General features: G+C 53.7%; 25 protein-coding genes. 23 read left to right on the top strand and 2 right to left on the bottom strand.

The annotated features are described in order from the left end of the window. Positions 1 to 43: 43 nt before the first annotated feature. Entirely contained in the window at positions 44 to 1,177 is a 1,134-nt protein-coding gene (locus tag FGQ86_RS05010; RefSeq protein ID WP_033126404.1) for an aldo/keto reductase, read from the top strand. A 109-nt stretch (positions 1,178 to 1,286) separates the two neighbouring features. Here FGQ86_RS05010 and FGQ86_RS05005 read toward each other — a convergent pair whose 3' ends face one another. Then, complete coding sequence (locus FGQ86_RS05005; protein WP_033126403.1) at positions 1,287 to 1,769, bottom strand: DUF5721 family protein; 483 nt, start codon at positions 1,767 to 1,769, stop codon at positions 1,287 to 1,289. Positions 1,770 to 2,032: 263 nt separating this feature from the next. Between FGQ86_RS05005 and FGQ86_RS05000 the strand changes: the two genes are divergently transcribed. From FGQ86_RS05000 to FGQ86_RS04920, 17 genes are all read left to right on the top strand, one after another. Beyond that, on the top strand, positions 2,033 to 2,800 hold the full coding sequence (locus FGQ86_RS05000; RefSeq protein ID WP_033126402.1) for a pseudouridine synthase: 768 nt from the start codon (positions 2,033 to 2,035) through the stop codon (positions 2,798 to 2,800). A gap of 49 nt (positions 2,801 to 2,849) precedes the next feature. Further along, positions 2,850 to 4,784 (top strand): NAD-dependent DNA ligase LigA, encoded by a 1,935-nt coding sequence (gene ligA, locus FGQ86_RS04995; RefSeq protein ID WP_033126462.1) that lies wholly within the window; start codon positions 2,850 to 2,852, stop codon positions 4,782 to 4,784. Between the two features lie 51 nt (positions 4,785 to 4,835). Further along, positions 4,836 to 6,263 (top strand): ATP-dependent Clp protease ATP-binding subunit ClpX, encoded by a 1,428-nt coding sequence (clpX, locus tag FGQ86_RS04990; protein WP_033126401.1) that lies wholly within the window; start codon positions 4,836 to 4,838, stop codon positions 6,261 to 6,263. A 64-nt stretch (positions 6,264 to 6,327) separates the two neighbouring features. Beyond that, a complete protein-coding gene (locus tag FGQ86_RS04985) occupies positions 6,328 to 8,034 on the top strand; it encodes a S8 family peptidase (protein ID WP_033126400.1) in 1,707 nt (568 codons plus the stop codon). Positions 8,035 to 8,053: 19 nt separating this feature from the next. Further along, positions 8,054 to 8,344 (top strand): hypothetical protein, encoded by a 291-nt coding sequence (locus FGQ86_RS04980; protein ID WP_033126399.1) that lies wholly within the window; start codon positions 8,054 to 8,056, stop codon positions 8,342 to 8,344. Continuing rightward, positions 8,345 to 8,794 (top strand): signal peptidase II, encoded by a 450-nt coding sequence (locus FGQ86_RS04975; RefSeq protein WP_033126398.1) that lies wholly within the window; start codon positions 8,345 to 8,347, stop codon positions 8,792 to 8,794. It abuts the gene before it with no gap. A 24-nt stretch (positions 8,795 to 8,818) separates the two neighbouring features. Then, positions 8,819 to 9,730, top strand: coding sequence for a C39 family peptidase (locus FGQ86_RS04970; RefSeq protein ID WP_138303123.1), 912 nt, complete (start codon positions 8,819 to 8,821; stop codon positions 9,728 to 9,730). A 357-nt stretch (positions 9,731 to 10,087) separates the two neighbouring features. Then, positions 10,088 to 10,339, top strand: coding sequence for a hypothetical protein (locus FGQ86_RS04965; RefSeq protein WP_033126397.1), 252 nt, complete (start codon positions 10,088 to 10,090; stop codon positions 10,337 to 10,339). A 151-nt stretch (positions 10,340 to 10,490) separates the two neighbouring features. Beyond that, positions 10,491 to 13,094, top strand: a complete 2,604-nt coding sequence (gene clpB, locus FGQ86_RS04960) for an ATP-dependent chaperone ClpB (RefSeq protein ID WP_033126396.1) — start codon at positions 10,491 to 10,493, stop codon at positions 13,092 to 13,094. A 179-nt stretch (positions 13,095 to 13,273) separates the two neighbouring features. Beyond that, positions 13,274 to 14,626 (top strand): DNA polymerase IV, encoded by a 1,353-nt coding sequence (locus FGQ86_RS04955; protein WP_243127166.1) that lies wholly within the window; start codon positions 13,274 to 13,276, stop codon positions 14,624 to 14,626. Between the two features lie 95 nt (positions 14,627 to 14,721). Next, positions 14,722 to 15,798 carry a hypothetical protein gene (locus FGQ86_RS04950; protein ID WP_138303122.1) on the top strand — a complete coding sequence of 359 codons (1,077 nt, stop codon included), beginning with the start codon at positions 14,722 to 14,724 and terminating at the stop codon, positions 15,796 to 15,798. Positions 15,799 to 15,932: 134 nt separating this feature from the next. Next, the gene (locus FGQ86_RS04945; RefSeq protein ID WP_033126393.1) at positions 15,933 to 16,802 is read left to right on the top strand and encodes a YitT family protein; all 870 of its coding nucleotides are present in this window, start codon (positions 15,933 to 15,935) and stop codon (positions 16,800 to 16,802) included. Positions 16,803 to 16,935: 133 nt separating this feature from the next. After that, complete coding sequence (locus tag FGQ86_RS04940; protein ID WP_033126392.1) at positions 16,936 to 18,147, top strand: ATP-grasp enzyme; 1,212 nt, start codon at positions 16,936 to 16,938, stop codon at positions 18,145 to 18,147. A gap of 28 nt (positions 18,148 to 18,175) precedes the next feature. After that, a complete protein-coding gene (locus FGQ86_RS04935) occupies positions 18,176 to 18,892 on the top strand; it encodes an amino acid racemase (RefSeq protein WP_033126391.1) in 717 nt (238 codons plus the stop codon). A gap of 44 nt (positions 18,893 to 18,936) precedes the next feature. After that, positions 18,937 to 20,469: a UDP-N-acetylmuramoyl-L-alanyl-D-glutamate--2,6-diaminopimelate ligase gene (locus FGQ86_RS04930; protein ID WP_243127164.1), complete on the top strand. Its 1,533-nt coding sequence runs from the start codon at positions 18,937 to 18,939 to the stop codon at positions 20,467 to 20,469. A gap of 39 nt (positions 20,470 to 20,508) precedes the next feature. Continuing rightward, positions 20,509 to 21,345 carry a class I SAM-dependent methyltransferase gene (locus FGQ86_RS04925; RefSeq protein ID WP_138303121.1) on the top strand — a complete coding sequence of 279 codons (837 nt, stop codon included), beginning with the start codon at positions 20,509 to 20,511 and terminating at the stop codon, positions 21,343 to 21,345. After that, positions 21,335 to 21,664, top strand: coding sequence for a cupin domain-containing protein (locus tag FGQ86_RS04920; RefSeq protein WP_138303120.1), 330 nt, complete (start codon positions 21,335 to 21,337; stop codon positions 21,662 to 21,664). The genes FGQ86_RS04925 and FGQ86_RS04920 overlap by 11 nt, the downstream gene beginning before the upstream one ends. 50 nt (positions 21,665 to 21,714) lie before the next feature. On the opposite strand, the gene FGQ86_RS04915 is transcribed toward FGQ86_RS04920, so the two are convergent. Beyond that, positions 21,715 to 22,614: a hypothetical protein gene (locus FGQ86_RS04915; RefSeq protein ID WP_330635938.1), complete on the bottom strand. Its 900-nt coding sequence runs from the start codon at positions 22,612 to 22,614 to the stop codon at positions 21,715 to 21,717. 193 nt (positions 22,615 to 22,807) lie between these two features. Between FGQ86_RS04915 and FGQ86_RS04910 the strand changes: the two genes are divergently transcribed. The 5 genes from FGQ86_RS04910 to FGQ86_RS04890 all read left to right on the top strand — a co-directional run bounded on the left by FGQ86_RS04910 (position 22,808) and on the right by FGQ86_RS04890 (position 25,303). Next, positions 22,808 to 23,344 carry a GNAT family N-acetyltransferase gene (locus FGQ86_RS04910; protein WP_138303119.1) on the top strand — a complete coding sequence of 179 codons (537 nt, stop codon included), beginning with the start codon at positions 22,808 to 22,810 and terminating at the stop codon, positions 23,342 to 23,344. Positions 23,345 to 23,399: 55 nt separating this feature from the next. Further along, positions 23,400 to 23,879: an MGMT family protein gene (locus FGQ86_RS04905; RefSeq protein ID WP_138303118.1), complete on the top strand. Its 480-nt coding sequence runs from the start codon at positions 23,400 to 23,402 to the stop codon at positions 23,877 to 23,879. A 64-nt stretch (positions 23,880 to 23,943) separates the two neighbouring features. Beyond that, the gene (locus tag FGQ86_RS16410; RefSeq protein WP_081958065.1) at positions 23,944 to 24,171 is read left to right on the top strand and encodes a DUF3781 domain-containing protein; all 228 of its coding nucleotides are present in this window, start codon (positions 23,944 to 23,946) and stop codon (positions 24,169 to 24,171) included. Positions 24,172 to 24,196: 25 nt separating this feature from the next. Next, positions 24,197 to 24,571, top strand: coding sequence for a DUF3795 domain-containing protein (locus tag FGQ86_RS04895; RefSeq protein ID WP_138303117.1), 375 nt, complete (start codon positions 24,197 to 24,199; stop codon positions 24,569 to 24,571). Between the two features lie 3 nt (positions 24,572 to 24,574). Beyond that, on the top strand, positions 24,575 to 25,303 hold the full coding sequence (locus FGQ86_RS04890; protein ID WP_138303116.1) for a GNAT family N-acetyltransferase: 729 nt from the start codon (positions 24,575 to 24,577) through the stop codon (positions 25,301 to 25,303). Positions 25,304 to 25,317: the final 14 nt, after the last annotated feature.

Here is a 25,317-nt window from a genome sequence, read left to right as displayed (position 1 = left end):
TTATGTAGAATGACTGAAATGAAGAGAAGGAGAGTGAACAAGGATGATTTACAGAGATTACAAAGACTTAAAGCTGTCCGCCTTAGGGATGGGCTGTATGAGACTTCCTGTCATTGACGGCGATGACTCGAAGGTGGACGAGGCGGCTACAACGGAGATGGTGCGGTACGCCATGGATCACGGCGTGAACTACTACGACACCGCCTGGGGCTATCATAACGGCACATCCGAGCTGGTGATGGGGCGTGTCCTCTCAAAATACCCGAGAGAGAGCTTTTACCTGGCAGATAAATTTCCGGGCTACGATCTTTCCAACATGGACAAGGTGGAGGAGATTTTTGAGGAGCAGCTGAAAAAGTGCCAGACAGAATATTTTGACTTCTATCTCTTCCACAACGTGTGCGAGATGAACATTGACGCCTACCTGGACGAGTCCCACGGCATCCACAAATATCTCATGGAGCAGAAGAAAAACGGACGCATCCGCCATCTGGGATTTTCCGCTCACGGAAACTATGACGTGATGAAGCGGTTCCTGGAAAAGTACGGCAAGGATATGGAGTTCTGTCAGATCCAGCTCAACTACCTGGACTGGACCTTCCAGGCTGCGAAAGGGAAAATGGAGCTGCTGAAAGAGTATGACATTCCTGTGTGGGTGATGGAGCCGCTGCGGGGCGGATCTCTGGCGAAGCTGGACGATGAGGCGACAGAGAAGCTGAAAGCGCTCCGCCCGGAGGAGAGCATCCCGGCATGGGCGTTCCGGTTCCTGCAGACTATGCCCGAGGTGAAGGTGACCCTCTCCGGCATGTCAAACGAGCAGCAGATGATAGAAAATATCGCCACCTTTGAGGAGGATAAGCCTCTGAACAAGGAGGAGATGGACACTCTTCTTGGCATTGCGGACGACATGGTGAAGAAGATCGTTCTTCCCTGCACGGCCTGCCACTACTGCGTGAGCCACTGCCCGCAGGGCCTTGATATTCCCAGGATCCTGGAGCTCTACAACGAACACTGCTTCACAGGAGGCGGATTTATCGCACCCATGGTGGTGGCCACGCTGCCGGAGGACAAGAGACCTTCCGCCTGCATCGGATGCAGGAGCTGCGAGGCAGTCTGTCCCCAGCAGATCAAGATCTCGGAGGCAATGGCTGATTTCACAGAGAGGCTGAAGGGCTAGGAAAGAGTACAGAAGAAATCGGGACTGCATGTGACTGCAAAAAACAGGACTGGAAAATGATACATAAGGGCTGCGCGGATAAGAGCGCAGTCCTTTTTTGGAGCCCTTTTCAGAGCTCAGACTCAAAGGGGATGTGAAGGCCTGCGAAGAAGGTCTGTGCCCATTTGTCCCAGGTCTGCTCCAGAGATTTGTCCAGCGTGAATTTGGAGACAGACACTCCCGTGGTGCAGGTAAGGCGCGTGCCGTCAAAGCGGAAGTTCAGGAAGAGCCCCTGTATCTCCTGGGGCGTGAAGTCCAGACTATGCTCTTCAAGGAGGGCAAGAATGTCCTCGCCGGACAGGGAGAAGATGAACCGGAAGCCAAGAGGCGTGCGCTTTCCCTTTATGAGGGAGAAGCAGTAGGGCCGGAGATCCCTCCAGAGGGCGTAGGTCTGCCGCGGTGGCTCCTCGAAGAAATCCTTCTGCAGGTAGCCGTCCATGGTGAATTTTCCAAAGGTCGTGATCTCGCCCTCGATGAAGGAGAACTGGTCGAAGGCTTCTGAGAGAAGCAGGGAGGACATACATTTTTTCGTGTCCAGAGTTAAGATGATCATAGAAAAAATCCTTTCTGAGTGTGAATTGCATTATAGATATTTTAGTATATTTTTCCTTGTTTGACAAACACTGATTTTGATTTCCGGGTGTTCCAAGGGAAGGGAAAGCATGGTATAATGACCACATCGTGGTTAATATACCTGCGCATAGAGCGGTTTCTGCGGAACCGCAGAAATCCGCTGCGCATCTGCCGGAGGCCCGTGGCCGCTGTGCGGCCATGGTATAATGATTGCGCAAAAGTGACAGGAAGGCAGGAGGACGAATGGAAGAGATCCGTCTGAATAAATATATAAGCGAGGCAGGGGTCTGCTCCCGCAGGGAGGCGGACCGCCTCATCGAGGCAGGCAGGGTGCTGGTGGACGGTGTCCGGGCCACACAGGGAATGAAGGTGAGAGAAGGCCAGAAGGTGCAGGTGGGGGATCGGGTTATCGGCGGGAAGGACGAGAAGGTCGTCCTGGCTGTCTACAAGCCGGTGGGCATTGTCTGTACCGAGGACAAAAGGACGAAGAATAACATTGTCCGCTTCCTCAAATATCCTGTCCGGGTCACCTATGCGGGGCGCCTGGACAAGGACTCGGAGGGGCTCCTTCTCATGACCAACGACGGGGATCTGATCAACCGGATCATGCGGGGCAGGAACCTCCATGAGAAGGAGTACAAAGTCACCGTGGATCGGGAGGTCACGGACGATTTCATAGAGAGGATGAGCGCCGGAGTCCACATCGTGGACGAGGAGAAGGGGCTTAATGCGGTGACAAGGCCCTGCAAGGTCCGCAGGGAGGGGAAATACACCTTCCGCATCATCCTCACCCAGGGGCTGAACCGGCAGATCCGGAGGATGTGCCAGGCCTGCGGCTGCCGGGTGCGGACGCTGAAGAGAGTGCGGATCATGAATGTCAGGCTGGGAGATCTAAGGCCCGGCGAATACCGCAAGGTGACGGGGGAGGAGCTGGAGACGCTCAGGGCTCTGGCAGGATGCCCGGCAAAAAAGCAGACAGGAGAAGCAAAGCATGAGCGAGACAGGAAATAAAAACGAGACAGGAAATAAAAAAACGGACACAGCGAAGAAGAGGCAGAGGATGGAGGAGCTGGTGGAGCTTCTGAACCGGGCCGGGAGAGCCTATTACCAGGAGTCCCGGGAGATCATGAGCAACTACGAGTACGACGCCCTCTACGACGAGCTGACGCAGCTGGAGAAGGAGCTTCAGGTCACTCTGGCCGGCAGCCCCACCATCCACGTAGGGTACGAGGTGGTCAGCGAGCTGCCAAAGGAGAGACACGAAAGTCCTATGCTCTCCCTGGACAAGACAAAGGATGTGGAGGAGCTGCGGGCCTTTGCCGGAGACCAGAACGTGGTCATGTCCTGGAAGATGGACGGCCTCACCATTGTCCTCACCTACCAGGGCGGGGAGCTCACCAAAGCCGTAACCCGGGGAAACGGGGAGGTGGGGGAAGTGATCACCGGAAATGCCCGGGTGTTCAAGAATGTTCCCCTTCGAATTCCCTACCAGGGAGAGCTCATCCTGAGGGGAGAGGCTGTCATCGGCTATAAGGATTTTGAGCGGATCAACGAGGAGATCCCGGACGCGGACGCCAGGTATAAAAATCCCCGGAACCTGTGCAGCGGCTCTGTGCGCCAGCTGAACAGCGAGGTCACGGCCAGGAGGAACGTGCGATTCTACGCCTTTTCCCTCGTCCGGGCGGAGGGAGTGGACTTCCGCAACTCCAGGGCTTATCAGCTGGACTGGCTGAAGGATCAGGGCTTTGAGGTGGTGGAGCACTATGTGGTGGCGCCGGCAGATATTGAAGCCGAAGTTATTAAATTTTCAGAAAAAATAGCGCAAAATGATTTTCCCTCAGATGGTCTTGTGCTAATATATGATGATATAAGGTACGGCGAGTCCCTGGGGAGGACAGCAAAATTCCCGAGAGACTCCTACGCCTTCAAGTGGGCGGACGAGACCCGGGAGACGACTCTGCAGGGGATCGAGTGGAGCCCCTCAAGGACCGGCCTTATCAATCCGGTGGCCATCTTCGATCCGGTGGAGCTGGAGGGAACTACAGTGAGCCGCGCCAGCGTCCACAACATCAGTATTATGGAGGAGCTAAAGCTGGGCGTCGGAGACAGGATCGAAGTATACAAGGCAAATATGATCATTCCCCAGATTGCAAGAAATCTCACCTGCAGCGGCGTGAGAGACATCCCCAGGGTCTGTCCGGTGTGCGGAGGCGAAACCGAGATCCGGCAGGAGGGCAGCGCGAAGATGCTCTACTGCACCAATCCCCGCTGCCAGGCAAAGCAGATCAAGGCCTACGCCCTTTTTGTGAGCAGGGACGCCATGAATATAGAAGGGCTCTCTGAGGCCACCCTTGAAAAATTTATCGGCAGGGGATTTATCCAGACCTACGATGATCTCTTTCACCTGGACCGCCACCGGGAGGAAATCCAGGAGATGGAGGGCTTTGGGGAGAAATCCTACCAGAATCTGATGGAGAGCGTGGAGAGGGCCAGAGAGACCACTCTTCCCCGGCTGCTCTACAGCCTGGGCATCCCGGGCATCGGGGTGGCTAACGCCAGGGTGATCTGCCAGGAGACAAAGGTTTCTGCGGAGGCCCTTCCGGATCTCACCGAGGAGGAGCTCAGTGCAGTGCCCGGCGTGGGCGGCGTCATTGCAAAGGCCTATGTGGATTACTTTGAGGACGAGACCCACCGGCAGGTGTACAGGGAGCTCTTAGGAGAGGTGCACATTGAACAGGAGACGGTGGACGAGGGAGGCAGGACCCTGGAGGGCACCACCTTTGTCATCACCGGGAGCGTGGAGCACTTTGCGAACCGAAGCGAGCTGAAGAGACTCATCGAGAGCAAAGGCGGCAAGGTCACAGGCTCTGTCACCTCAAAGACCAGCTATCTCATCAACAACGACGCTGCTTCCACATCTTCCAAGAACAGGAAGGCAAAGGAGCTGGGCGTGCCCATCCTGACGGAGGAGGAGTTCCTGCAGATGCTGGAATAGGGGATGATGCCCGGATATTGGATCCGGCACTGTATATAGAAAGGATGTAACATGTCAGAGAACGAGAACAACAGAAATGAAAACGAAATAGAGAAGGTAGAAGACAGGGACGTACATGTGGAGGACAAGAAGGACGACGGGTACGAGAAGTTCTGCTTTATCTGCCACAGGCCCGAGAGCGTGACGGGAAAGCTCATCGACCTGCCCAACAACATCTCTGTCTGCCCGGACTGCATGCAGAAGAGCTTTGACGCCATGACAAGCGGGCAGATCGATTACAGCAAGCTGATGAATATTCCGGGCGTTCAGATCTTCAACATGTCAGACCTGGAGAACGCGGCTCCGCGCCAGCAGAAGGTGAAGAAGAAAAAGGAGGGGGAGGAGAAGAAGCCCCTCATAGACATCAACCACATTCCCGCGCCCCACAAGATCAAGGCCAGGCTGGATGAGTATGTGGTGGGACAGGAGTATGCGAAAAAGGTAATCTCCGTGGCGGTCTACAACCACTACAAGAGGGTGGCCACAGACACCATGGACGACATAGAGATTGAGAAGTCCAACATTCTCATGATCGGACCTACGGGATCAGGAAAGACCTACATGGTGAAGACACTGGCCCGGCTTCTGGATGTGCCTCTGGCCATCACGGACGCCACCTCCCTCACCGAGGCGGGCTACATTGGGGACGACATTGAGAGCGTTGTGTCAAAGCTTCTGGCGGCCGCGGACAACGATGTGGAGAAGGCAGAGCAGGGCATCATCTTTATCGATGAGATCGACAAGATCGCCAAAAAGAAAAACACGAACCAGAGAGACGTGAGCGGCGAGTCCGTGCAGCAGGGAATGCTCAAGCTCCTGGAGGGCAGCGAGGTGGAGGTGCCGGTGGGCGCCAACAGCAAGAACGCCATGGTGCCCCTGACTACAGTCAACACGAGGAACATCCTCTTTATCTGCGGCGGCGCCTTCCCGGATCTGGAGGGCATCATCAAGGAGAGACTGACCAAGCAGTCCTCCATCGGCTTTAACGCGGACCTGAAGGACAAATACGACAATGACAAGGAGCTTCTGTCAAAGGTGTCCACCGAGGATCTGCGGACCTTTGGAATGATCCCTGAGTTCCTGGGACGTCTCCCCATCATCTGTACCCTTCAGGGGCTGGATGAGGATATGCTGGTCAAGATACTGAAGGAGCCAAAGAACGCCATCCTCAAGCAGTACCAGAAGCTGCTGGCCCTGGATGAAGTGAAGCTTGATTTTGACGAGGGAGCGCTCCGGGCCATCGCCAGAAAGGCCATGAAGAAGGATACGGGAGCCAGGGCTCTGCGGGCCATTATCGAGGACTTTATGCTGGATATCATGTACGAGATCCCCAAGGATGACAGCATCGGACAGGTGACTATCACCGAGAGCTACATAGAGGGCACCGGAGGGCCCGTCATCACCCTGCGGGGACAGGAGCCCATGCGACTGGAGGGCTAAAACCGTCATAGAGTGATTTTCACCTCATATACTGAATACAAAAAGTATATGAGGTGTTTTCTATATGGCGGAAAGACAGCTCTGCCGTCAGAGGATCCTGTCGGAGGAGTACAGGGATTTTATTATTCAGTCCGGGGGCAGCAGGATCGGGTTTACCGTGCCTGAGGAGCAGCTCTGCCGTCAGGGGACCCGGGCCGGATACGATGTGGTCTATGTGGAGCAGGTGCTGGCAGAGCCCCTGAATTTCGGCAGCTTTACCTACAGCTCTATTCCCAGGTGCTACACCCTTCTGGACATGGAGGCCATGGGGCAGGCGGGCATCACCCCGGTGCAGAGCTATCCCACCCTGGAGCTGATGGGGGAAAATGTGATGATCGGATTCGTAGATACCGGTATTGACTATACCCACTCTGTGTTCCGGGGGCTGGATGGCAGAACGCGGATCGAGGCAATCTGGGATCAGACCCTGCAGGACGGCCCGATGCCCGACGGTTTCCTGTACGGCAGCGAGTACACGAGGGAGGAGATCGACCGGGCGCTGGCGGCGGAGGATCCTTTTTCCGTTGTGCCCAGCCGGGACGAGAGCGGGCATGGCACCTACGTGGCCAGCCTGGCGGCGGGGAGCGCGGACGAGGAGAACCAGTTCCTGGGAGCGGCCCCCGAGGCTGTCATCGCCGCCGTCAAGCTGAAGGAGGCAAAGCAGTATCTGCGGGATTTCTACTATATAGCGGAAAATGCGGCCTGCTACCAGGAAAATGATATTATGCTGGGCATCCAGTACCTGGTGGACCTGGCGGAGAGGAAGGGACTGCCGCTGATCCTGTGCGTTGCCCTTGGCAGCTCCCTGGGCGGACACAACGGCACCACTCCACTGGCTGTGATGCTGGAATACTATTCTAACAGCCTCAATAAGGGCGTGGTGGTGGGAACCGGCAATGAGGCCTCACAGAGACATCACTTTTACGGCGCCCTGGAGAGCGGGGAGGACCGGGAGGAGGTGGAGATCCGGGTGGGGGAGAATGTGCGGGGATTTGTCACGGAGCTGTGGACAGATATCCCCAATATCCTCACCGTGTCTCTTGTATCACCCTCCGGGGAGGTGAGGGAGAGAATTCCCATCATCCAGGGAGGCAGCTCCCAGTTCCGGTTTGTCTTTGAGGGGACTCTCGTGACCGTGGACTACCGCCTTCTTGTGGAGCGGAACGATTCCCAGCTCATTTTTATGCGGTTTGGCGCGCCGGCTCCTGGGATCTGGAAGATTCTGGTGGAGCCGGTGCAGCTGGCGGGAGGCGCCTTCCACATGTGGCTCCCGGTGCAGGAGTTCCTGGACGGAGAGGTCTACTTCCTGCGGTCCAATCCGGATGTCACCCTGACGTCTCCGGCAGCAGTGCGATCCGCTATCACGGCGGCCTTCTACAATGGACGGGAGAATAGTGTTGATATTCATTCCGGCAGAGGATATACTAGAACTGACAAGATAAAACCGGATCTGGCAGCCCCCGGAGTGGACGTGAAGGGAGCGCTGCCGGGCGGCAGGTTTACTGTCCGGTCCGGCTCCAGCGGGGCGGCGGCCATCACGGCCGGAGCTGCGGCGCTCCTGATGGAGTGGATCCTGTACTACACAGGCAGCAGAGGGGCGGACACCCTTCAGCTGAAAAATCTTCTGATCCTGGGGGCGCGTCAGAGACCAGGGGAGGACTATCCCAACAGAGAGTGGGGATACGGGACTCTGGATCTGTACAGAACATTGGACCGGTTAAGACAGATCTGAGGCAAAGGAGAGATGAGATATGGCAGATTTTTTTGATGAATTCGGCAAAAAAGTGGCAGATGCGGCGAGCGACCTGAGCAGGAAAGCAGGAGACACCATAGAAGTACAGAAATTAAAAAGCGAGATCCGCTTTTTGAAGAGAGGAAACCAGCGGGATTTCGTGGATATTGGAAAATCCATCTATGAGAAATTCACGAAAAATGAGATACAGGATATGGATATGATCGCCCTCTGCGAGGCCATTGAAAAGAGAGATGAGCAGATCGAAAAGTACGAGGAGCAGATCGTGCGCATTAAAGAGGAAATGTAGATGATATTTTGTACCATTGCGGCCGCGTCTGCGGCGCTGGATCTTGGGATCAAGCAGTATGTCCTGGACAATGTGACCGAGGGAGAGGACCGGGAGCTGGCCGGCGGCCGCCTGGTCCTGCGCAGAGTCTACAACCGGGGCGCTGCCTTTAATTTGCTGGAAAAATCTCCGCAGTTTGTGACAAAGCTCTCAGCCTGGCTGGGAGCTGTCCTTCTTGTGCGGGATGTATTTCTCCTGAGGAAGAAGGGACACACAGCGGAGAAGACAGGGATGATGCTCCTCACAGGGGGAGCCCTCAGCAATCTTTACGACCGCATCATGCGGGGAAAGGTAGTGGACTATCTTGCCGTTAAGAGCAGATGGAAGAGACTTTCCAGACTGACCTTTAATCTGGGGGATGTATGCATTGCCGCAGGCGCTCTGCTGGCGGCTTTGTCCAGAAGAAAATAACCATAGCAGAAGAGGAAGACAGACATGATACATAGCAGAAAAGACAAAAATCAAAGGTCTGCAGATGGCAGCAAAGGGATAAAGGAACAGAGGGAAAGAAGGAAAACACAGAGACTGATACTGGGGACAGCTGTCCTGATTTTGGCGGTGGGCATTGCGGGGGGCTTTGCCATGCACCATGCCTCCCAGGAGAAGGCCCGGGAGGCGGCGCAGCAGAGGGAGGAAGAGCGCCAGGAAGAGAAAGCCCGGGAGGAGGAGCAGCTGACGCCTGAGGAGGAGAAGGCCCGGGAGATCGCCGAAGTCAAGGAGCAGGCCAGAGAGGAGGGCTGCCCGGAGGAGATCATCGGCCTTATCGACCAGAACGAGGAGACCCTGGATTTTGTGCGGGACTATGCTGAGAACAAGGACAAGCCTGTGCCGGAGACGGTGGAGGCCTCCACAGGGACCGGAACCATTCCCCACTATCTCCAGTGGGACGAACGGTGGGGCTACAGCTCCTACGGCACCAGCACCATCGCCTCCAGCGGATGCGGCCCGACCTGCATGTCCATGGTCATTGTAGGACTCACCGGGGACACGACGGCCACTCCCTACCGGCTTGCGAGGTACAGTGAGGAGAACGGCTTCATCGACGAGGAGAACAATACCTACTGGGCCTTCCTTGACAGCGCGGCCCGCCAGTGGGGGCTGAACTGCCGGGAGGGAATGATGGACGAGGGCACCCTCGCCGCCCAGCTGCAGGCAGGTAACCCGGTGATCTGCAGCATGCTGCCGGGAGATTTCACGGACGGGGGACATTTCATCGTGCTCACCAGCTATGAGAACGGCCAGGTGACGGTCAACGACCCCTTCAGCATCAGCAACACAGAGAAGACCTGGAACTACAGCGACATCTCCGACCAGATCAAGGAGATGTGGACGGTCTCCAGGGCATGAGGGAAAAATTATCTGAAAGGGAGCGGTCAGATGTTCCGCTCCCTTTTTCTATGGCTTTACCGTATGAGCGAGAAACAGAATGACAGGGGAATATTCAGGGTGTTATAATAGGGTAAATAGATTGAGAACGTGGAAGTTAAAGAGGTTAAAAAATTATGGAAAAAGAGAAAATCAGGTTTATATGTTTTTTGTTTGCTTCAATATGTTTCTTTATAGTGGCAATAATGAATTTTATGGATAAGAATACTGCCCCGGCAATAACATTTTTATTATTAGGTATTTCATTTTTACTTTTGTCAACTACACATTTAAAAAATGATCAATAAGTACAATTCCTAATGTCTGGAGGTGTCGAAAATGAGAATAAATTTCCGGACGCAAATAATCGTTTCTATGATTTTAATTATTATGGGATTTATAAGTTCTTTATGGTTCACTAAGGATATGTACTATAATCTTGCGTGGGCTTTTACAGGTTTTCTTTTTTTCATTAACCCTGTATATCCTATAAATATAACAGATTTAGAACAAGACAAAGTGAAAAAGGGAATACGAATAGCAGGGATGATTTTAGTTTTTATCGGATTAACAAATGGATTTGGTGTTTAAATCCTAATTTGCTAACCGGAAGATTGAAAAAATTCAGAAAATAGCACTCGAGTGTTGACAGTGCTAACAAAAAGTGTTATAGTTCTAATAGAACAGGAAAACCAGGTGCCTGAGAGGGCACCTTTTCAGTGAAAGGCAAGGAGGGACCTTTATGAATATAAATAAATTTACACAGAAATCCCTACAGGCAGTCCAGGACTGCGAAAAGACAGCAATGGAGTATGGCAACCAGGAGATCGAGCAGGAGCATCTTCTCTACGCTCTGCTGACCCAGGATGACAGCCTGATCCTAAAGATGATGGAAAAAATGGGCCTGGATAAAAATCTGGTCATTGACCGGGTGGAGCAGGCCATAGCAAAGCGCCCCAAGGTGCAGGGCGGCCAGCCCTATGTGGGGCAGTACCTCAACAAGGCGCTCATAAGCGCTGAGGATGAGATGAAGCAGATGGGAGATGAGTATGTCTCTGTGGAGCATCTGTTCCTGGCTCTTCTGAAGCATCCAAGCAGAGAGATGAAACAGCTCTTCCGGGAGCTTGGCATTTCCAGGGAAGGCTTTCTGCAGGCACTCTCCACAGTGAGAGGAAACCAGAAGGTGACAAGCGACAACCCGGAGGCTACCTACGATACACTGAACAAGTACGGCACAGACCTGGTGGACAGAGCCAGAGAGCAGAAGCTGGATCCGGTCATTGGGCGTGACAATGAGATCCGCAACGTGGTCCGGATCCTGTCCCGTAAGACGAAGAATAATCCGGTCCTCATCGGTGAGCCCGGCGTCGGCAAGACAGCCGTCGTGGAGGGCCTGGCCCAGAGGATCGTCAGCGGAGATGTGCCGGAGACGCTGAAGGACAAGACTATCTTCTCCCTGGACATGGGAGCTCTGGTGGCCGGCGCAAAATACAGAGGCGAGTTTGAGGAGCGTCTGAAGGCTGTTCTGGAGGAAGTCAAGAACAGCGACGGCAAGATCATCCTCTTTATCGATGAGCTCCACACCATCGTGGGAGCGGGAAAGACAGACGGCGCCATGGACGCCGGCAACATGTTAAAGCCCATGCTGGCGCGGGGCGAGCTCCACTGCATCGGAGCGACTACGCTGGATGAGTACAGACAGTATATAGAGAAGGATGCGGCTCTGGAGAGACGTTTCCAGCCGGTTATGGTGGATGAGCCCACAGTGGAGGATGCTATCTCTATCCTCCGTGGATTGAAGGAGAGGTATGAGGTCTTCCACGGCGTGAAGATCACAGACGGCGCCCTTGTGGCGGCGGCCACCCTCTCACACAGATATATCTCTGACCGGTTCCTGCCGGACAAGGCCATTGACCTGGTGGATGAGGCCTGCGCCATGATCAAGACAGAGCTTGACTCCATGCCGGCAGAGCTGGATGAGCTTCGCCGGAAGGTGATGCAGCTTGAGATCGAGGAGGCAGCCCTCAAGAAGGAGGACGACCGCCTCAGCCAGGAGCGCCTGGAGCATCTGCAGCAGGAGCTGGCAGAGATGAGGAGCGAGTTCGCCACCAGAAAGGCTCAGTGGGACAACGAGAAGGTAAGCGTGGAGCGGGTACAGAAGCTCCGCGAGCAGATCGAGCAGATCCGGGGCGATATCCAGAAGGCGCAGCAGTCCTATGACCTGGAGAAGGCGGCAGAGCTGCAGTACGGTAAGCTGCCTGAGCTTCAGAAGACGCTGGAGGCCGAGGAGGCGAAGGTGAAGGACGAGGATCTCTCTCTTGTGCACGAGAGTGTGACGGAGGACGAGATCGCCAAGATTGTCTCCAAGTGGACGGGTATCCCGGTGGCCAAGCTGAACGAGAGCGAGAGGAGCAAGACGCTGCATCTGGCAGACGAGCTCCACAAGAGAGTTGTAGGCCAGGACGAGGCCGTGGAGCTTGTGACCGAGGCTATCATCAGGTCCAAGGCGGGCATCAAGGATCCCACCAGACCCATCGGCTCCTTCCTCTTCCTTGGCCCCACAGGCGTGGGCAAGACGGAGCTGGCAAAGGCACTGGCCCAGAGTCTGTTTGACGATGAGAACAATATGGTCCGCATCGATATGAGTGAGTACATGGAGAAATACTCTGTGTCCAGGCTCATCGGAGCGCCTCCGGGATACGTGGGGTACGATGAGGGCGGACAGCTGACCGAGGCGGTTCGGAGAAAGCCCTACTCCGTAGTCCTCTTTGACGAGGTGGAGAAGGCCCACCCGGATGTGTTTAACGTGCTCCTCCAGGTGCTGGATGACGGCCGTATCACAGACTCCCAGGGGCGGACGGTGGACTTCAAGAATACCATCCTCATTATGACCTCCAATATCGGATCATCCTACCTGCTGGAGGGGATTGACGAGAATGGCAATATCAGCGAGGCCAGCCAGAAGGCAGTGACAGAGGACCTGCGGGCTCATTTCCGCCCGGAGTTCCTGAACCGTCTGGACGAGATCATCATGTTCAAGCCTCTGACCAGAGACAACATTTACCACATCATTGACCTGCTTGTGGCAGATGTGAACCGCCGTCTGAAGGAGAAGGAGGTCAGCATTGAGCTGACCGAGGCCGCTAAGGCCCGCATCGTGGAGGGTGGCTACGAGCCCATGTACGGTGCAAGGCCGCTGAAGAGATATCTCCAGAAGAATGTGGAGACCACTGCCGCAAGGCTGATGCTGGAGGGCAATGTGGGAAGCGGCGACACGATCCTCATAGACGACGAGAACGGAAAGCTGACAGCCAGGGTGAAGGAAGGACTGACTGCCACGGATTGATCCGCCAGGCATTGCAGAAGCGACAGCAGGAAGCAACAGTAAGAAGCAACAGTAAAGGGAGACGTTTCACAGGGGCGTCTCCCTTTTTTGTGATTTGATTAACCTTGTTGACATTTCCGGCGGGCCGGATACAATAATGAAATAAGAAATCCCAAGCTTCCAGGAGAGGAGGAGAGCCCATGTCCCGCATCATATTTCACATAGACGTCAATTCAGCGTATCTGAGCTGGACCGCTGTGGAGCAGCTGAAAAGCGGCGCTAAGCTTGACATCAGGACTATTCCCGCCATCATAGGCGGGGACCGGAAATCCAGACACGGCGTCGTGCTGGCCAAATCCATCCCGGCAAAAAAGTATGGGATACACACCGGGGAGCCGGTGGCAAATGCTCTGCGGAAATGTCCGGATATCCACATGGAGCCGCCCAACCATGCCCTGTACCACGAGTACAGCAGAAGGCTCATGGACTTTCTGCACACCTACACGCCGGATATCGAGCAGGTCAGCGTGGACGAGTGCTACCTGGACTTTACCGGCATCGCCCACAGGTATCACTCCTGCGTGTCCGCAGCCTTTGAGATCAAGGACAGGGTGCGGGAGAAATTCGGGTTTACAGTCAATATAGGCATCTCCACCAACAAGCTGCTGGCCAAGATGGCCTCAGATTTTGAAAAGCCGGACAGGGTCCACACCCTTTTTCCAGAAGAAATTAAGGTGAAGATGTGGCCCCTCCCTGTCCGGGAGCTGTATATGGCCGGCGGCTCCAGCGTGGAGACCCTGAAGAAGCTGGGCATCCGCACCATTGGGGAGCTGGCCCAGGCGGACCCGAAGATACTGGAGCTGCATCTGAAAAGCCACGGCAGGATGCTGTGGAATTATGCCAATGGCATCGAGGACTCCCCTGTGGTTACCTGGAAGACAGAGGCAAAGGGCATCGGCAACTCCACCACCCTGCCTGCGGATGTGACAGAGCGGGGGGAGGCCGCAAAGATCCTCCTTAAGCTGGCGGAAAGCGTAGGAGGAAGGCTCAGGAAGGCCGGGCAGAAGGCGGGCATGGTCAGTGTGGAGATCAAGTACGCAACCTTTGAGACAAGCTCCCATCAGAAGCAGCTCTTCGGGGAGACGGCGAGCGATACCGTGATCTATCAGGCGGCTATGGAGCTCTTTGACGAGCTGTGGGACGGACGCCCCATCCGCCTCCTTGGCATCCGCACCTCCAAGCTGGTGAGAGAAGACGAGCCCTGGCAGATGAGCATCTTTGACCTGCCCCAGGCGCCGGCGCAGACGGGACGAAGGATGGCTAACAACGGACCTGGAAAGAAGGATCCCGGACAGAAAACCCCCGGAAGGGCAGGAGGCGTGCGGGGAGACGAGATGGCAGAGGCCGGGAAGCCGGAGAGGAGCTCCGCAAACGCCCTGAAGCAGGAGAAGCTGTCCCGGGCCCTGGATCAGATCCGCCAGAGATTTGGGGAGGACGCGGTGGTGCGGGGCAGCTTTCTCAAAAAGGCGGAGGATACGGAAGATGATATATAAAGGAGAGACCCTGGAAGTTGCCCTGCCTGTCTGCTATAATGACACATATAATATATTGAAGCAGCAGTGCCCGCAGGACAGGAAAGGATGAAAATATGCAGCTTTTATTAAAGGATCACCCGGTTATGGAAATACAGGACAATGGCGCCTGCCATATTCTGGATCATGACAGGCTGCCGTTTGCCCTAAGAAAAGACAGGGTTTCTCTGGAGGATTTTATAGAGTGGGCGTCGGGGAGGACTCTCTCCATAGGGAGGAGCTATGCCAAGGAGATCCTGAACACTCTCCGGCTGTCTCAGACAAACCGGTATGCGGTGTGCAAGGCCTGCCGGGGATTAAATCTCGAGGATGCCTACTGGATCCGGCAGGATGGAGATGAGAAGACATGGCAGGAGGTCAATCTGTACCATAATCCTTTGTCTCTCTTTGTGACAGAGGTTTCCCTGTCAGGAACCAATGTCCATTATACGGCAGAGACCCGTGAGACAAGGGAATTACACACGCCGGAGCTGACAACGCTGGGAGCCAGCGCCAAGGGCTGGATACGGAGAGACGGAACACTCTATCTCCACAAGGTGGGAAAATATGAGATCCCCGCAGACCAGATTTTGACGGCCCTGGATATTCCCCATATCCACTATCAGCTCTCCACTGAGGAGGAGACAGACTCCTATCTGACGGAGGAGAGAAAACAGTGGATCAGGGGAGTGGGGGAAGCGGTGGTCAACTCCCGGATCTTTACATCGGAGGATGTGTCCCTTGTGACATTTGAAGAGTTCCGGATCTACTGTGAAAATAATGGTATGAACGCTTTCAGGGAAGCATTTGAATTTAACAATGAATTTTATATAGGGATGCAGATTGCAGACTATCTTCTCAATAATAATGACCGGCATGAGCAGAACTGGGGCTTTCTCATGGACAATGCCACGGGAAAGCTGACCAGGTATTGCCCGCTTTTTGACCACGATCACGCATTTTCTTCCTATGAAAATATCCTGTCCCAGACGACGGAATTTACTTCCACCTTAAAGGAGGCGGCCCGGGAGGCATGGGATCAGCTTCCCATGGACCTTCGGGTACTGGATGAGATGGACAGGCCAGAGCTTTTAAGTGAGCAGCAGTGGAGAGACGTGCTGGGGAGAAAAGAGGAGCTGGAACGCGGACTGTGATGACACAGGTGATTGACAGACCTGCGGCAGACCGATATAATGAATAAGTAAAAGAGCAGCAGCGAATTATATTTTTATAGTTTGCAGCTGCTTTTTTGTTGTGACATAGTGTGTATGAAAGGAAGGCAGAATAAATGAAAAGCATTAACTGGAAAGAGACGGGCATAGACATACTGGTGGATATCTTCGCGGGTATGGTCATTGCCATTGGAATTTATAACTTTGCCCTCAACGCGAACTTCCCGGTGGCGGGATTTTCCGGGATGGCTATTATCCTGTATCATCTGCTGGGAATTCCGGTGGGGGCGGGAACCATCCTGCTGAATGTGCCGGTAGCGGTCTTCTGCTACAAATTTCTGGGCAGGACATTCTTCCTGAAATCCGTCAAGACGACAATTATCTCCTCTATCCTGATGGACTATGTGTCGCCCCTTCTCCCGGTATACGACGGGGACAGACTTCTGGCGGCTCTGTGCATGGGAGTGCTGACAGGGCTGGGCTACGCCCTGATTTTCATGAGGGGCTCTTCCACAGGGGGGCAGGATTTCATCAGCATGTCCATCAAGAAAGTAAAGCCCCACATGACGCTGGGCGTGATCACCTTTGTGCTGGATATGCTGACCATCCTGCTGGGAAGCGTGCTCGTGTTCAAGGATGTGGACGGCTTTATTTACGGACTTATCGTGACCTACCTCATGGCCACGGTCATGGACCGGATCATGTACGGCATCGACGAGGGAAAGATGACCCTGATCGTCACAGACAAGGGCAGGGAGGTTTCCGGCAAGATCGACGAATATCTGGACAGAGGATCTACCATCATCAAGGGAACCGGCAGCTACACGGGTCAGGAGAAGGACATTGTCATGTGCGCCAGCAACAACAAGGAAATGTACACCATCAAGAGGCTGGCCAGACAGGTGGATCCCAAATCCTTCACCATCATTATGGAGTCAAACGAGGTAGTGGGAGAGGGATTCAAGGAAGAGCTGGAGGAGCTGTAAACAGGATCCATGGAGACGGATGTCAAAAGGGGCATAAAAGGGCATATAAAAGGGGCCCATTACTTGACAAGCCAGGGTGTTCCTGCGTTATAATATGCTGGTATAAATCTGTACGGAGAGAAGGTCAGAAAGCATGGAATTTAAAGAGAGAACATTCATTCCCGTCCTCCTTGGCGGGGATATCAATACCTACAGCGTGGCGCGGGCTTTTTACGAGCAGTACCAGGTGAAATCATACGTCTTTGGAAAGTATCAGACAGGACCCAGCTTCAACAGCCAGATCACAGTCTATGAGGGAAATCCGAAGATCGATACAGACGACTATTTTCTGGAGAGGATCAGCCGTTTCGCCGGAGAACACAGCGATAAGAAGATCCTGCTTATCGGCTGCGGGGACAGCTATGTGGCGCTGGCAAGCCGGCATAAAAAGGAGCTCCCGGACAATGTCATTGCCCCTTACATTGACTTTGATCTGATGGACAGCCTGCAGCAGAAGGAGCGGTTTTACCAGCTCTGTGAGAAGCACGGTGTGGACTATCCGAAGACGATTGTGTACAAGAAGGAGATGGGGCTTGACTTTGCCTGTGATTTCCCGTATCCGGTGATCCTCAAGCCCTCCAACAGCATTGCCTACTGGGAGCATCCCTTCCCGACCCAGAACAAGATCTACAAGCCGGGAAGCAGGAAAGAGCTGGAGGAGATCATCACCCAGATTTACGATGCGGGATACGACGATGACCTCATTATCCAGGACATGATACCGGGAAATGACGAGTACATGCGGGTCCTCACATCCTACTCAGACCAGAACGGGAAGGTGAAGATGATGTGCCTGGGACATGTGCTCCTGGAGGAACACACCCCTCACGGCCTGGGCAATCACGCGGTCATCATCACAGAGCCAAACAGAGAGCTCATGGGAAGGGTGAAAAACCTTCTGGAGGATCTCCACTATGTGGGATTTTCCAACTTTGATATCAAGTACGACAGAAGAGACGGCACCTACCGCTTCTTTGAGATCAACACGAGGCAGGGGCGCAGCAACTACTACGTGACAGGCTCAGGCTTTAATGTGGCGAAATATTTCGTGGAGGACTACATTTATAACCGGGAGCTGCCCTACGAGGAGGCCACCGAGGAGCACCTCTGGATGACGGTACCAAAGGGCGTTGCCTACAAGCATGTGAAGGATCCTGCCATGGTGGCGAAGATGAAGAAGCTTGTGAAAGAAGGCAAAATGGTCAACCCTGTCTTCATGCGGGGAGATTTAAAGCCCATGCGTTTTCTGCGGATGCTGAAGACCCACTGGAAGCAGTACGGCTATTTCAATAAATATTACCAGTAGACTGGCAGGGATAAGTAGAGGAGAGCCAATGGAAGAAGGAAAAGGAAAAAAGATACTCGGCGTGATCGGGGGCATGGGACCGGAGGCCACCAGCTATTTCTACGAGAATGTCATCACCCACACAAAGGCGCAGAAGGACCAGGATCATCTGAACATGGTGATCTTGAGCCACGCCGACATACCGGACCGCACGGAGGCTATCAAGAGCGGAGAAAGCCAGAGACTGATCCGCATGCTGCAGGAGGATGCGAGGACACTGGAAAAGCTGGGAGCGGCCAACATTGCCATCACCTGCAATACGTCCCACTATTACTATGACCAGATCCAGAAGGCTGTGTCCATCCCTATCATCAACATGATCCATGAGAGCGTGGCGTATGCGGTGAGGGAGCTGCCGGATGTGAAGCGGATCGGTATTATGGGGACAGACGGGACCATCGGCTCCCGGATCTATCACAAGGAGTGCAGAAAGCTGGGGGTGACGCCGGTGAAGCCCTCGCCGGAGAGGCAGAAGGACGTGATGTCTCTCATTTACGATGACATCAAGAGCGGAAAGCGGGGAGACAGAGCTAAATTTGACCGGGTCATGAGTGAGTTCATGAGAAAAAACTGCGACGCGGTGATCCTGGCCTGCACGGAGCTGTCTGTATTTAAGGGAAAGCACGAGATACCTACCATGTGTCTGGACGCCATGGACGTGCTGGTGCGGGAGGCCATCCTGCGCTCAGGGGCGGAGTATCAGTAGAAACCAGTCATACATAAGAAAATCATTGAGGGAGATTGTTAAAAATGGGAAAGATGCAGTATTATACCGTAAAGGACTATGTGGAGCTGCTTGAAACAAGGGGTATGCTCCTGGAGGCAGACGTGGAGGGAGCGCAGGACCATGTGATCCGCACACTCACCTACAACTCAAAGGAGGCCGGAGCAGACACCCTGTTTATCTGCAAGGGGGCGGCCTTCAAGCTGGCCTATCTGCGGGAGGCCCTGGAGAGGGGAGCAGTCTGCTATATCAGCGAGAAGGCCTTTGACCTGGAGCGGCAGGTGCCCTGTATTCTTGTGAAGGATATCAGGGAGGCTATGTCCGTTCTGGCCAATTTCTTCTACAACCGTCCCTGGGAGGACCTGGTGGTGACAGGTATCGGGGGGACGAAGGGAAAATCCACCTCCGCCTACTATATGAAAGCAGTGGTGGACGACTACATGGCGGCCCAGGGGAAGAAGGAGAGCGCCGTCATTTCTTCCATTGATATCTACGATGGCAAGAGCCGGGTGGAGTCCCACATCACAACGCCGGAGGCAGTGGAGCTGCAGCAGCACCTTCGCAACGCCCTGGACTGCGGTATTGAGTACGCTCAGATGGAGGTCTCCTCCCAGGCGCTGAAATATCACCGGGTGGACGATATGCGGTTTGACGCGGCCATTTTCCTCAATATCTCGGAAGACCACATCAGTCCCATTGAGCACAAGGACTTTGAGGACTATTTCACATCCAAGATGCGTATGTTTGCCAAGGCAGACCGGGCTTTTGTCAACCTGGACGCGGATTACATCGACCGTATACTGACATACGCAAAGGACGCGAAAGAGTTTTATACCTTCAGTACAAAGAAGCCGGAGGCGGATTTTTACGCCTACAACATCCGCAAGGACGGACACGAGACGCTGTTTTTTGTGAAATGCGCTGACTTTGACGAGGAGTTTGTCCTTACCATGCCCGGGCTTTTCAATGTGGAAAACGCCCTGGGCGTTATAGCGGCGGCCACAAAGCTGGGGATCCCCAGGGAGTATATCCACTCCGGCCTCAAGAGGGCCAGGTCCAGCGGCCGCATGGAGCTCTATGCAAGCAAGGATAAGACGAAGATTGCCATCGTGGACTACGCCCACAACAAGCTGAGCTTTGAGAAGCTGTTCTCCTCCATGAAGGAGGAATACCCGGATTACGATATTATCTCCATCTTCGGCTGCCCGGGAGGGAAGGCCCTGATCCGCCGCCGGGATCTGGGAACTGTGGCAGGCCAGTACGCAAAGAAGGTTTACCTTGTGGCGGAGGATCCGGGATATGAGCCGGTGGCTGACATATCTGCTGATATAGCCCAGTACGTAAAGGCCCAAAACTGTCCCTATGAGATGATCGAGGACCGGGGCGAGGCCATAAAGGCCGCTATCGAGAGCTCTCAGGGGAAGACGCTCTTCCTCATTACCGGAAAGGGTGCCGAGACAAGGCAGAAGTACGGCAGCGACTATCTGGACTGCCCCTCTGATGTGGACTATGTGAAGAAATATCTGACAGAGTACGACGAGAGAGCAGAGGGCAAATAGGAGGGACAACAGGAGCCAGGAAAATAAGGGGCGGAGAAAATGGAGATAGCTGACAGGAGGATAGACGGGGGAAAGCCCTTTGACTGGGGCAGAACGTCTGAAGATTACGCAAAATACAGGGACATCTATCCACCGGAATTTTATCGGAGGATCCTGGACCGGGGACTGTGCAGGGACGGCCAGCGGGTGCTGGACCTGGGAACCGGGACAGGAGTGCTCCCGAGAAATCTGTATGCATATGGGGCAAGGTGGACAGGGGTGGACATTTCCGAAGAGCAGATCCGGCAGGCCCGGCTCTTATCAGAGGATATGGACATCCGCTATCTTGCTGCATCGGCAGAGGAGCTGGATTTCCCGGATCGGTCCTTTGACGTGGTCACGGCCTGCCAGTGTTTCTGGTATTTTGACCACGGGAAGCTTATGCCGGAGCTCTGCCGTCTGCTGGAGCCTGGCGGACGGATCCTGATCCTTTACATGGCCTGGCTGCCCTTTGAGGACCGGATTGCCGGGGAGAGCGAAAGGCTGGTCCTGAAATACAGCCCAAACTGGAGCGGTGCCAAAGAGACCATGCGGCCCATCAGGATACCGGATGTCTACAAAGAGAAGTTTGAGCTTGTGTATCACGAAGAATTTCCCCTGCAGGTTTCTTTTACCCGTGAGAGCTGGCATGGGAGGATGCGGGCCTGCCGGGGAGTTGGCGCTTCACTGACAGAGGCGGAGCTTGCCCTGTGGGAGGAAGAGCACAGGAAGCTCCTTGAGAAGATTGCCCCTGAGAATTTCGAGATCCGGCACTACGGGGCTGTGGCTGAACTGAAAAAAGACAGGATGGATAAGAAGAAGGTCCGGCCTGGAAGGAGGAAGCAGTATGCTGATTGACTTTAACGCGATAGAGGAAATCCGGGTGCCCGGGATGAACGGCGGCACAGGCGAGATGTCCGCCAGGATGTTTATGGATCAGGGGGGAAAGATCATTCCCTGCCGTATTCACGCGGGCGGCTCCATAGGCATGCATCCTCATCCCACAAGCGATGATATAAACTATATCCTCTCCGGGACAGGGAAAGCTGTCTGTGACGGAAATGAGGAGCTGCTTGCTCCCGGCGTCTGTCATATCTGCAGGAAGGGCTCCGCGCACAGCATTGTCAACACCGGGAAGGAAGATCTGGTCATGCTGACCATTGTGGTGGAAAGATAAATCATACTTGTAATGAAGAGGGCAGGAAATTCCTGCCCTCAAGTCATATCTTATGTCTGCTTTGCCAGCTCCTGCACTGTCTCCGGGTCCACCTCCAGCTCCCTGGCAATGGCCTCAACAGATTTGCCCTTTGCCAGCTTCTTCTGGACCAGCTCCCGGAGCAGATCTGTCCTACCATCCTGGTAGCCGTCCTCGTACCCCTCCTGGTGCATGGCCTTCTCATATTTCTCCTGATCAAATGTCTCCAGAACCATCTGGATCACCTCCGATTTTTGCTCCAGCAGAATATCCCTCAGCACATTGTTTTCAATGCACGTATCCACTGCCTCTGAAACTGCCTCCCTGAGGGGGAGTGGCCGTTTCAGGTTCTCCCGGACTGTGTCCACGAAGATGGCGTACTCCTTCAGACGGCGGCACTTCTCCATCAGAGCCCTGTTGTGCCCGTAGTTGATGTTCAGCATCACGGTCTCGCACTCCAGGGCGGGCCGCCTGCCCTCCGGGTCTGCCTCAAAGAGATCGCTGAGCCGGAGCACCATCCTGTCAGGCTCCTCCCTTGTCCCGTTGTAGAACACGATGTGCTGGGGAAAGGGGAGTCTCTTGACTGCGCTGCTGTAGATGTTGATGCCATTTTTTACCACGTGCTTTTCGTACAGCCTTGCCAGATACAAAAGTCCCCGCAGGGGCATGTTCGGGTTGTAGGTGCTCTGGTGCTCGTACAGGCTTAAGGTGCCGCTGACGAGGAAGGAAAGGTCGTTCTTCATGGACAGATACAGGACGTTTCCCAGCGTGTTGATCTCCAGGGCGCCGGGGTCTGAGTAGTCCGTTCCGTTGACGGCGTTGTACAGGTCCAGAAGGTCAGCGGGCCGCTGGAAAATAAAGCGGAAAAGCCGGTCCTTGTACTGCCTGTCAGCCTGGGGATATTCTTCTGTTTTGGTCGAATACATTTTCAAATGCTACACTTCCATTAAAGAATGTCATTTTGAAATGACACAGGGGAAAAAGAATTTTCCGCCAAGTGGTTTACATTATACCTGACATAAAGCGGCCTGACAATAGGGCAAGGATAAAATTAAAGAAATCTTAAGACCGTCTCATTGCATGAGAGGGTGTGCTTTTATATAATGAGGGCAGGAGGTGGGAGGCATGGCGTTAAGACTGGTGAAGGGAAGTTATAAATATCGAGATCAGATGATCGAGATGCTGAAAGAGTGGATAGCTTATAATAATGCTCATCCTGAGGCTAATAAATCTCCAGCTGCTATCTTTAAAAATGATTACCATGATTTTGATTATTATTTGAGTCATCTGGAATATGCAGAGCCGCATGGCGGACTGGTTCCGGATTCCACTTTTTTCTGCCTGGATGATGAAAGAAATATCATGGTGGGCGCAGTCAATATCCGTCACGAGCTTAACGAGTATCTGCTGCAATATGGCGGTCATATCGGTGATGGCATAAGACCTGGCGAAAGAAGAAAAGGGTATGCCACTAAGATGATCAGTCTGGCTTTAGAAGAATGTAAGAAGCTGGGGATAAGGAAAGTGTTGATGGTATGCGATAAAGAAAATACAGGCTCGGCAAAATCAATCCTAAAAAATGGCGGCGTTCTGGAGAACGAAATCATGCAGGGGGAACATGTTATGAAGAGATACTGGATCGATCTGAGGGAAGGAAATTAATCCGGTATGCAAAGACTGAGACACGGAGATGTTTTGAAAAAAAGAGGTGGGGGACATGGCAAATGAGGAGAAAAAGGATTTTAACGCAATGCTGCACAGGGAAACGGATATGCCCAAAATACAGATAGTCACGGATGAGGCCACTATAAAGAAATACGGCGGGGAGAGGATGTATTTTGCTCCGCCGGTCACCTATGACGAGATTATGAAAAAGGTTCCTTTCGGGAAAGTGATTACGGTCGGCGCCGTCAGGGAATACCTGGCAAAAAAGAACAACGCTGATTTTACAGACCCCATCACAGCCGGGATCTTCGTATCTATCGCGGCCTGGGCCAGCCATCAGCGCCGTGAAGACAAGACGCCTTACTGGCGGACCCTGAAGGCAAAGGGGGAACTGAACGCGAAATATCCCGGAGGCGTTGAAGCCCAGAAAGAGAAGCTGGAAGCAGAGGGGCACACCATCATCGAGAGAGGAAGGAAGAACATCAGATACTATGTGAAGGACTATGAGAAGTTCCTATTTGAGATTGAATAGAACGGAAGCTGACAAACCAGGGAGCTGCCACGGTCTGTCTGGGAGCCTCTGTGTTTGCGGCTTTATGCTGCCTGACCTTTGTGGCCGTACAGAGGTATCACCGTCCAAGGATTATCAGGTTGACAGAACGATAAAGACTAACTGTGTAGTGGACTGGTGTACAGAAAAGATCAGCTCTGACGATGCCCTTATCACTCGAAGAGGAAAAAACTGGTATGTGCAGGCAGACCATTGTATCATAACTGTAAACGCACACAGCTACACCATTATCACTGCTCACAGGGAGAGATAATAAGAGATAAAAGGAGAAACTGGATATGAAACGGGAACTGGGAATAGCAAGATGCGGTCTTGCCTGCTGTCTCTGCGGGGAGAATACAAGCTGTCATGGCTGCAATTCTGGAGAATGTCCGGATAAGGACTGGTGTGAGAATAGGAAATGTACTCTGGAGAAAGGCATTTCTCACTGCTCTGAGTGTGACCGGGACTGCAAAAAGGGGCTGCTCGGGAAAATCAAGCCCTATGGGTTTACACTGTTCATCAGGCGATACGGCGTGGAAGAATTGCTGGACTGCCTTGAGAGAAATGAAAAAAACGGGGTTGTATACCACCGGGAAGGCGTATTCGGGGATTACGATGACTTTGAAGATGTGGAAGAGCTGATCCATTTTATTAAAACGGGAGAGCGGTAAACTTTGAGAGAGATAATAACAAATAAAGTGGAGGAATACCTGGCCAGGGAATACTGGTGCAGCCCATCCAGGCTGCATGCGGGCGGCGTCGTCTATACCGTCCATGGGACGGCTAACCGGCCCTGTATTAAGATCATGGCGTACAGAGACACGGTGGTTGTCTGCACGTCAAAGGATCTGGCCGGACGGGTAAGGACCCTGGTGGAGAACAAAAGCAGAGATGAGATTTTTGAGCTGCCGCTGGTTTACGGACAGACGATCCACTATGTGCCGGACCGGAATGACAGAGGCGAAGTGCTGGCGCCGGCAGCCTTTGACAGTACCTTCCTTTACGGAGACGAAATTTTTTCGCTGAAGGGCCTGCAGGGATTTGACAATTCTCTGGCTTTTGATGACAGGGGGTATACACCCACGAGGGCTGCATACATTGCAAGAGATCACGATAAAATTATCGGTGTGTCCGGGGCGGCGCCAGTGTCACCGGAGGGCCTGTGGGAAGTGGGAGTGGATGTCCTGCCGGAATACAGAAATTCCGGAATGGGGACATACCTGGTGGCAAAGCTGACCCGTGAGCTCCTGAAGCGGGATATGGTTCCCTTTTATTCGGCTTCGGTGACCAATATAGGTTCCCAGATGGTGGCGTCAAGATGCGGATACATTCCTGCATGGGTGGACACGTATGGGACTGTTCTGGATGGGGGTTCGCCGTATGGCGATCTGCTACATATATAATGCATCGGATAAAT

The sequence above is a fragment of the Clostridium sp. BSD2780061688st1 H5 genome, from assembly GCF_005845155.1.
Classification (GTDB): domain Bacteria; phylum Bacillota; class Clostridia; order Lachnospirales; family Lachnospiraceae; genus Claveliimonas; species Claveliimonas intestinigallinarum.
This window is presented reverse-complemented; position numbering and strand designations above follow the sequence as displayed.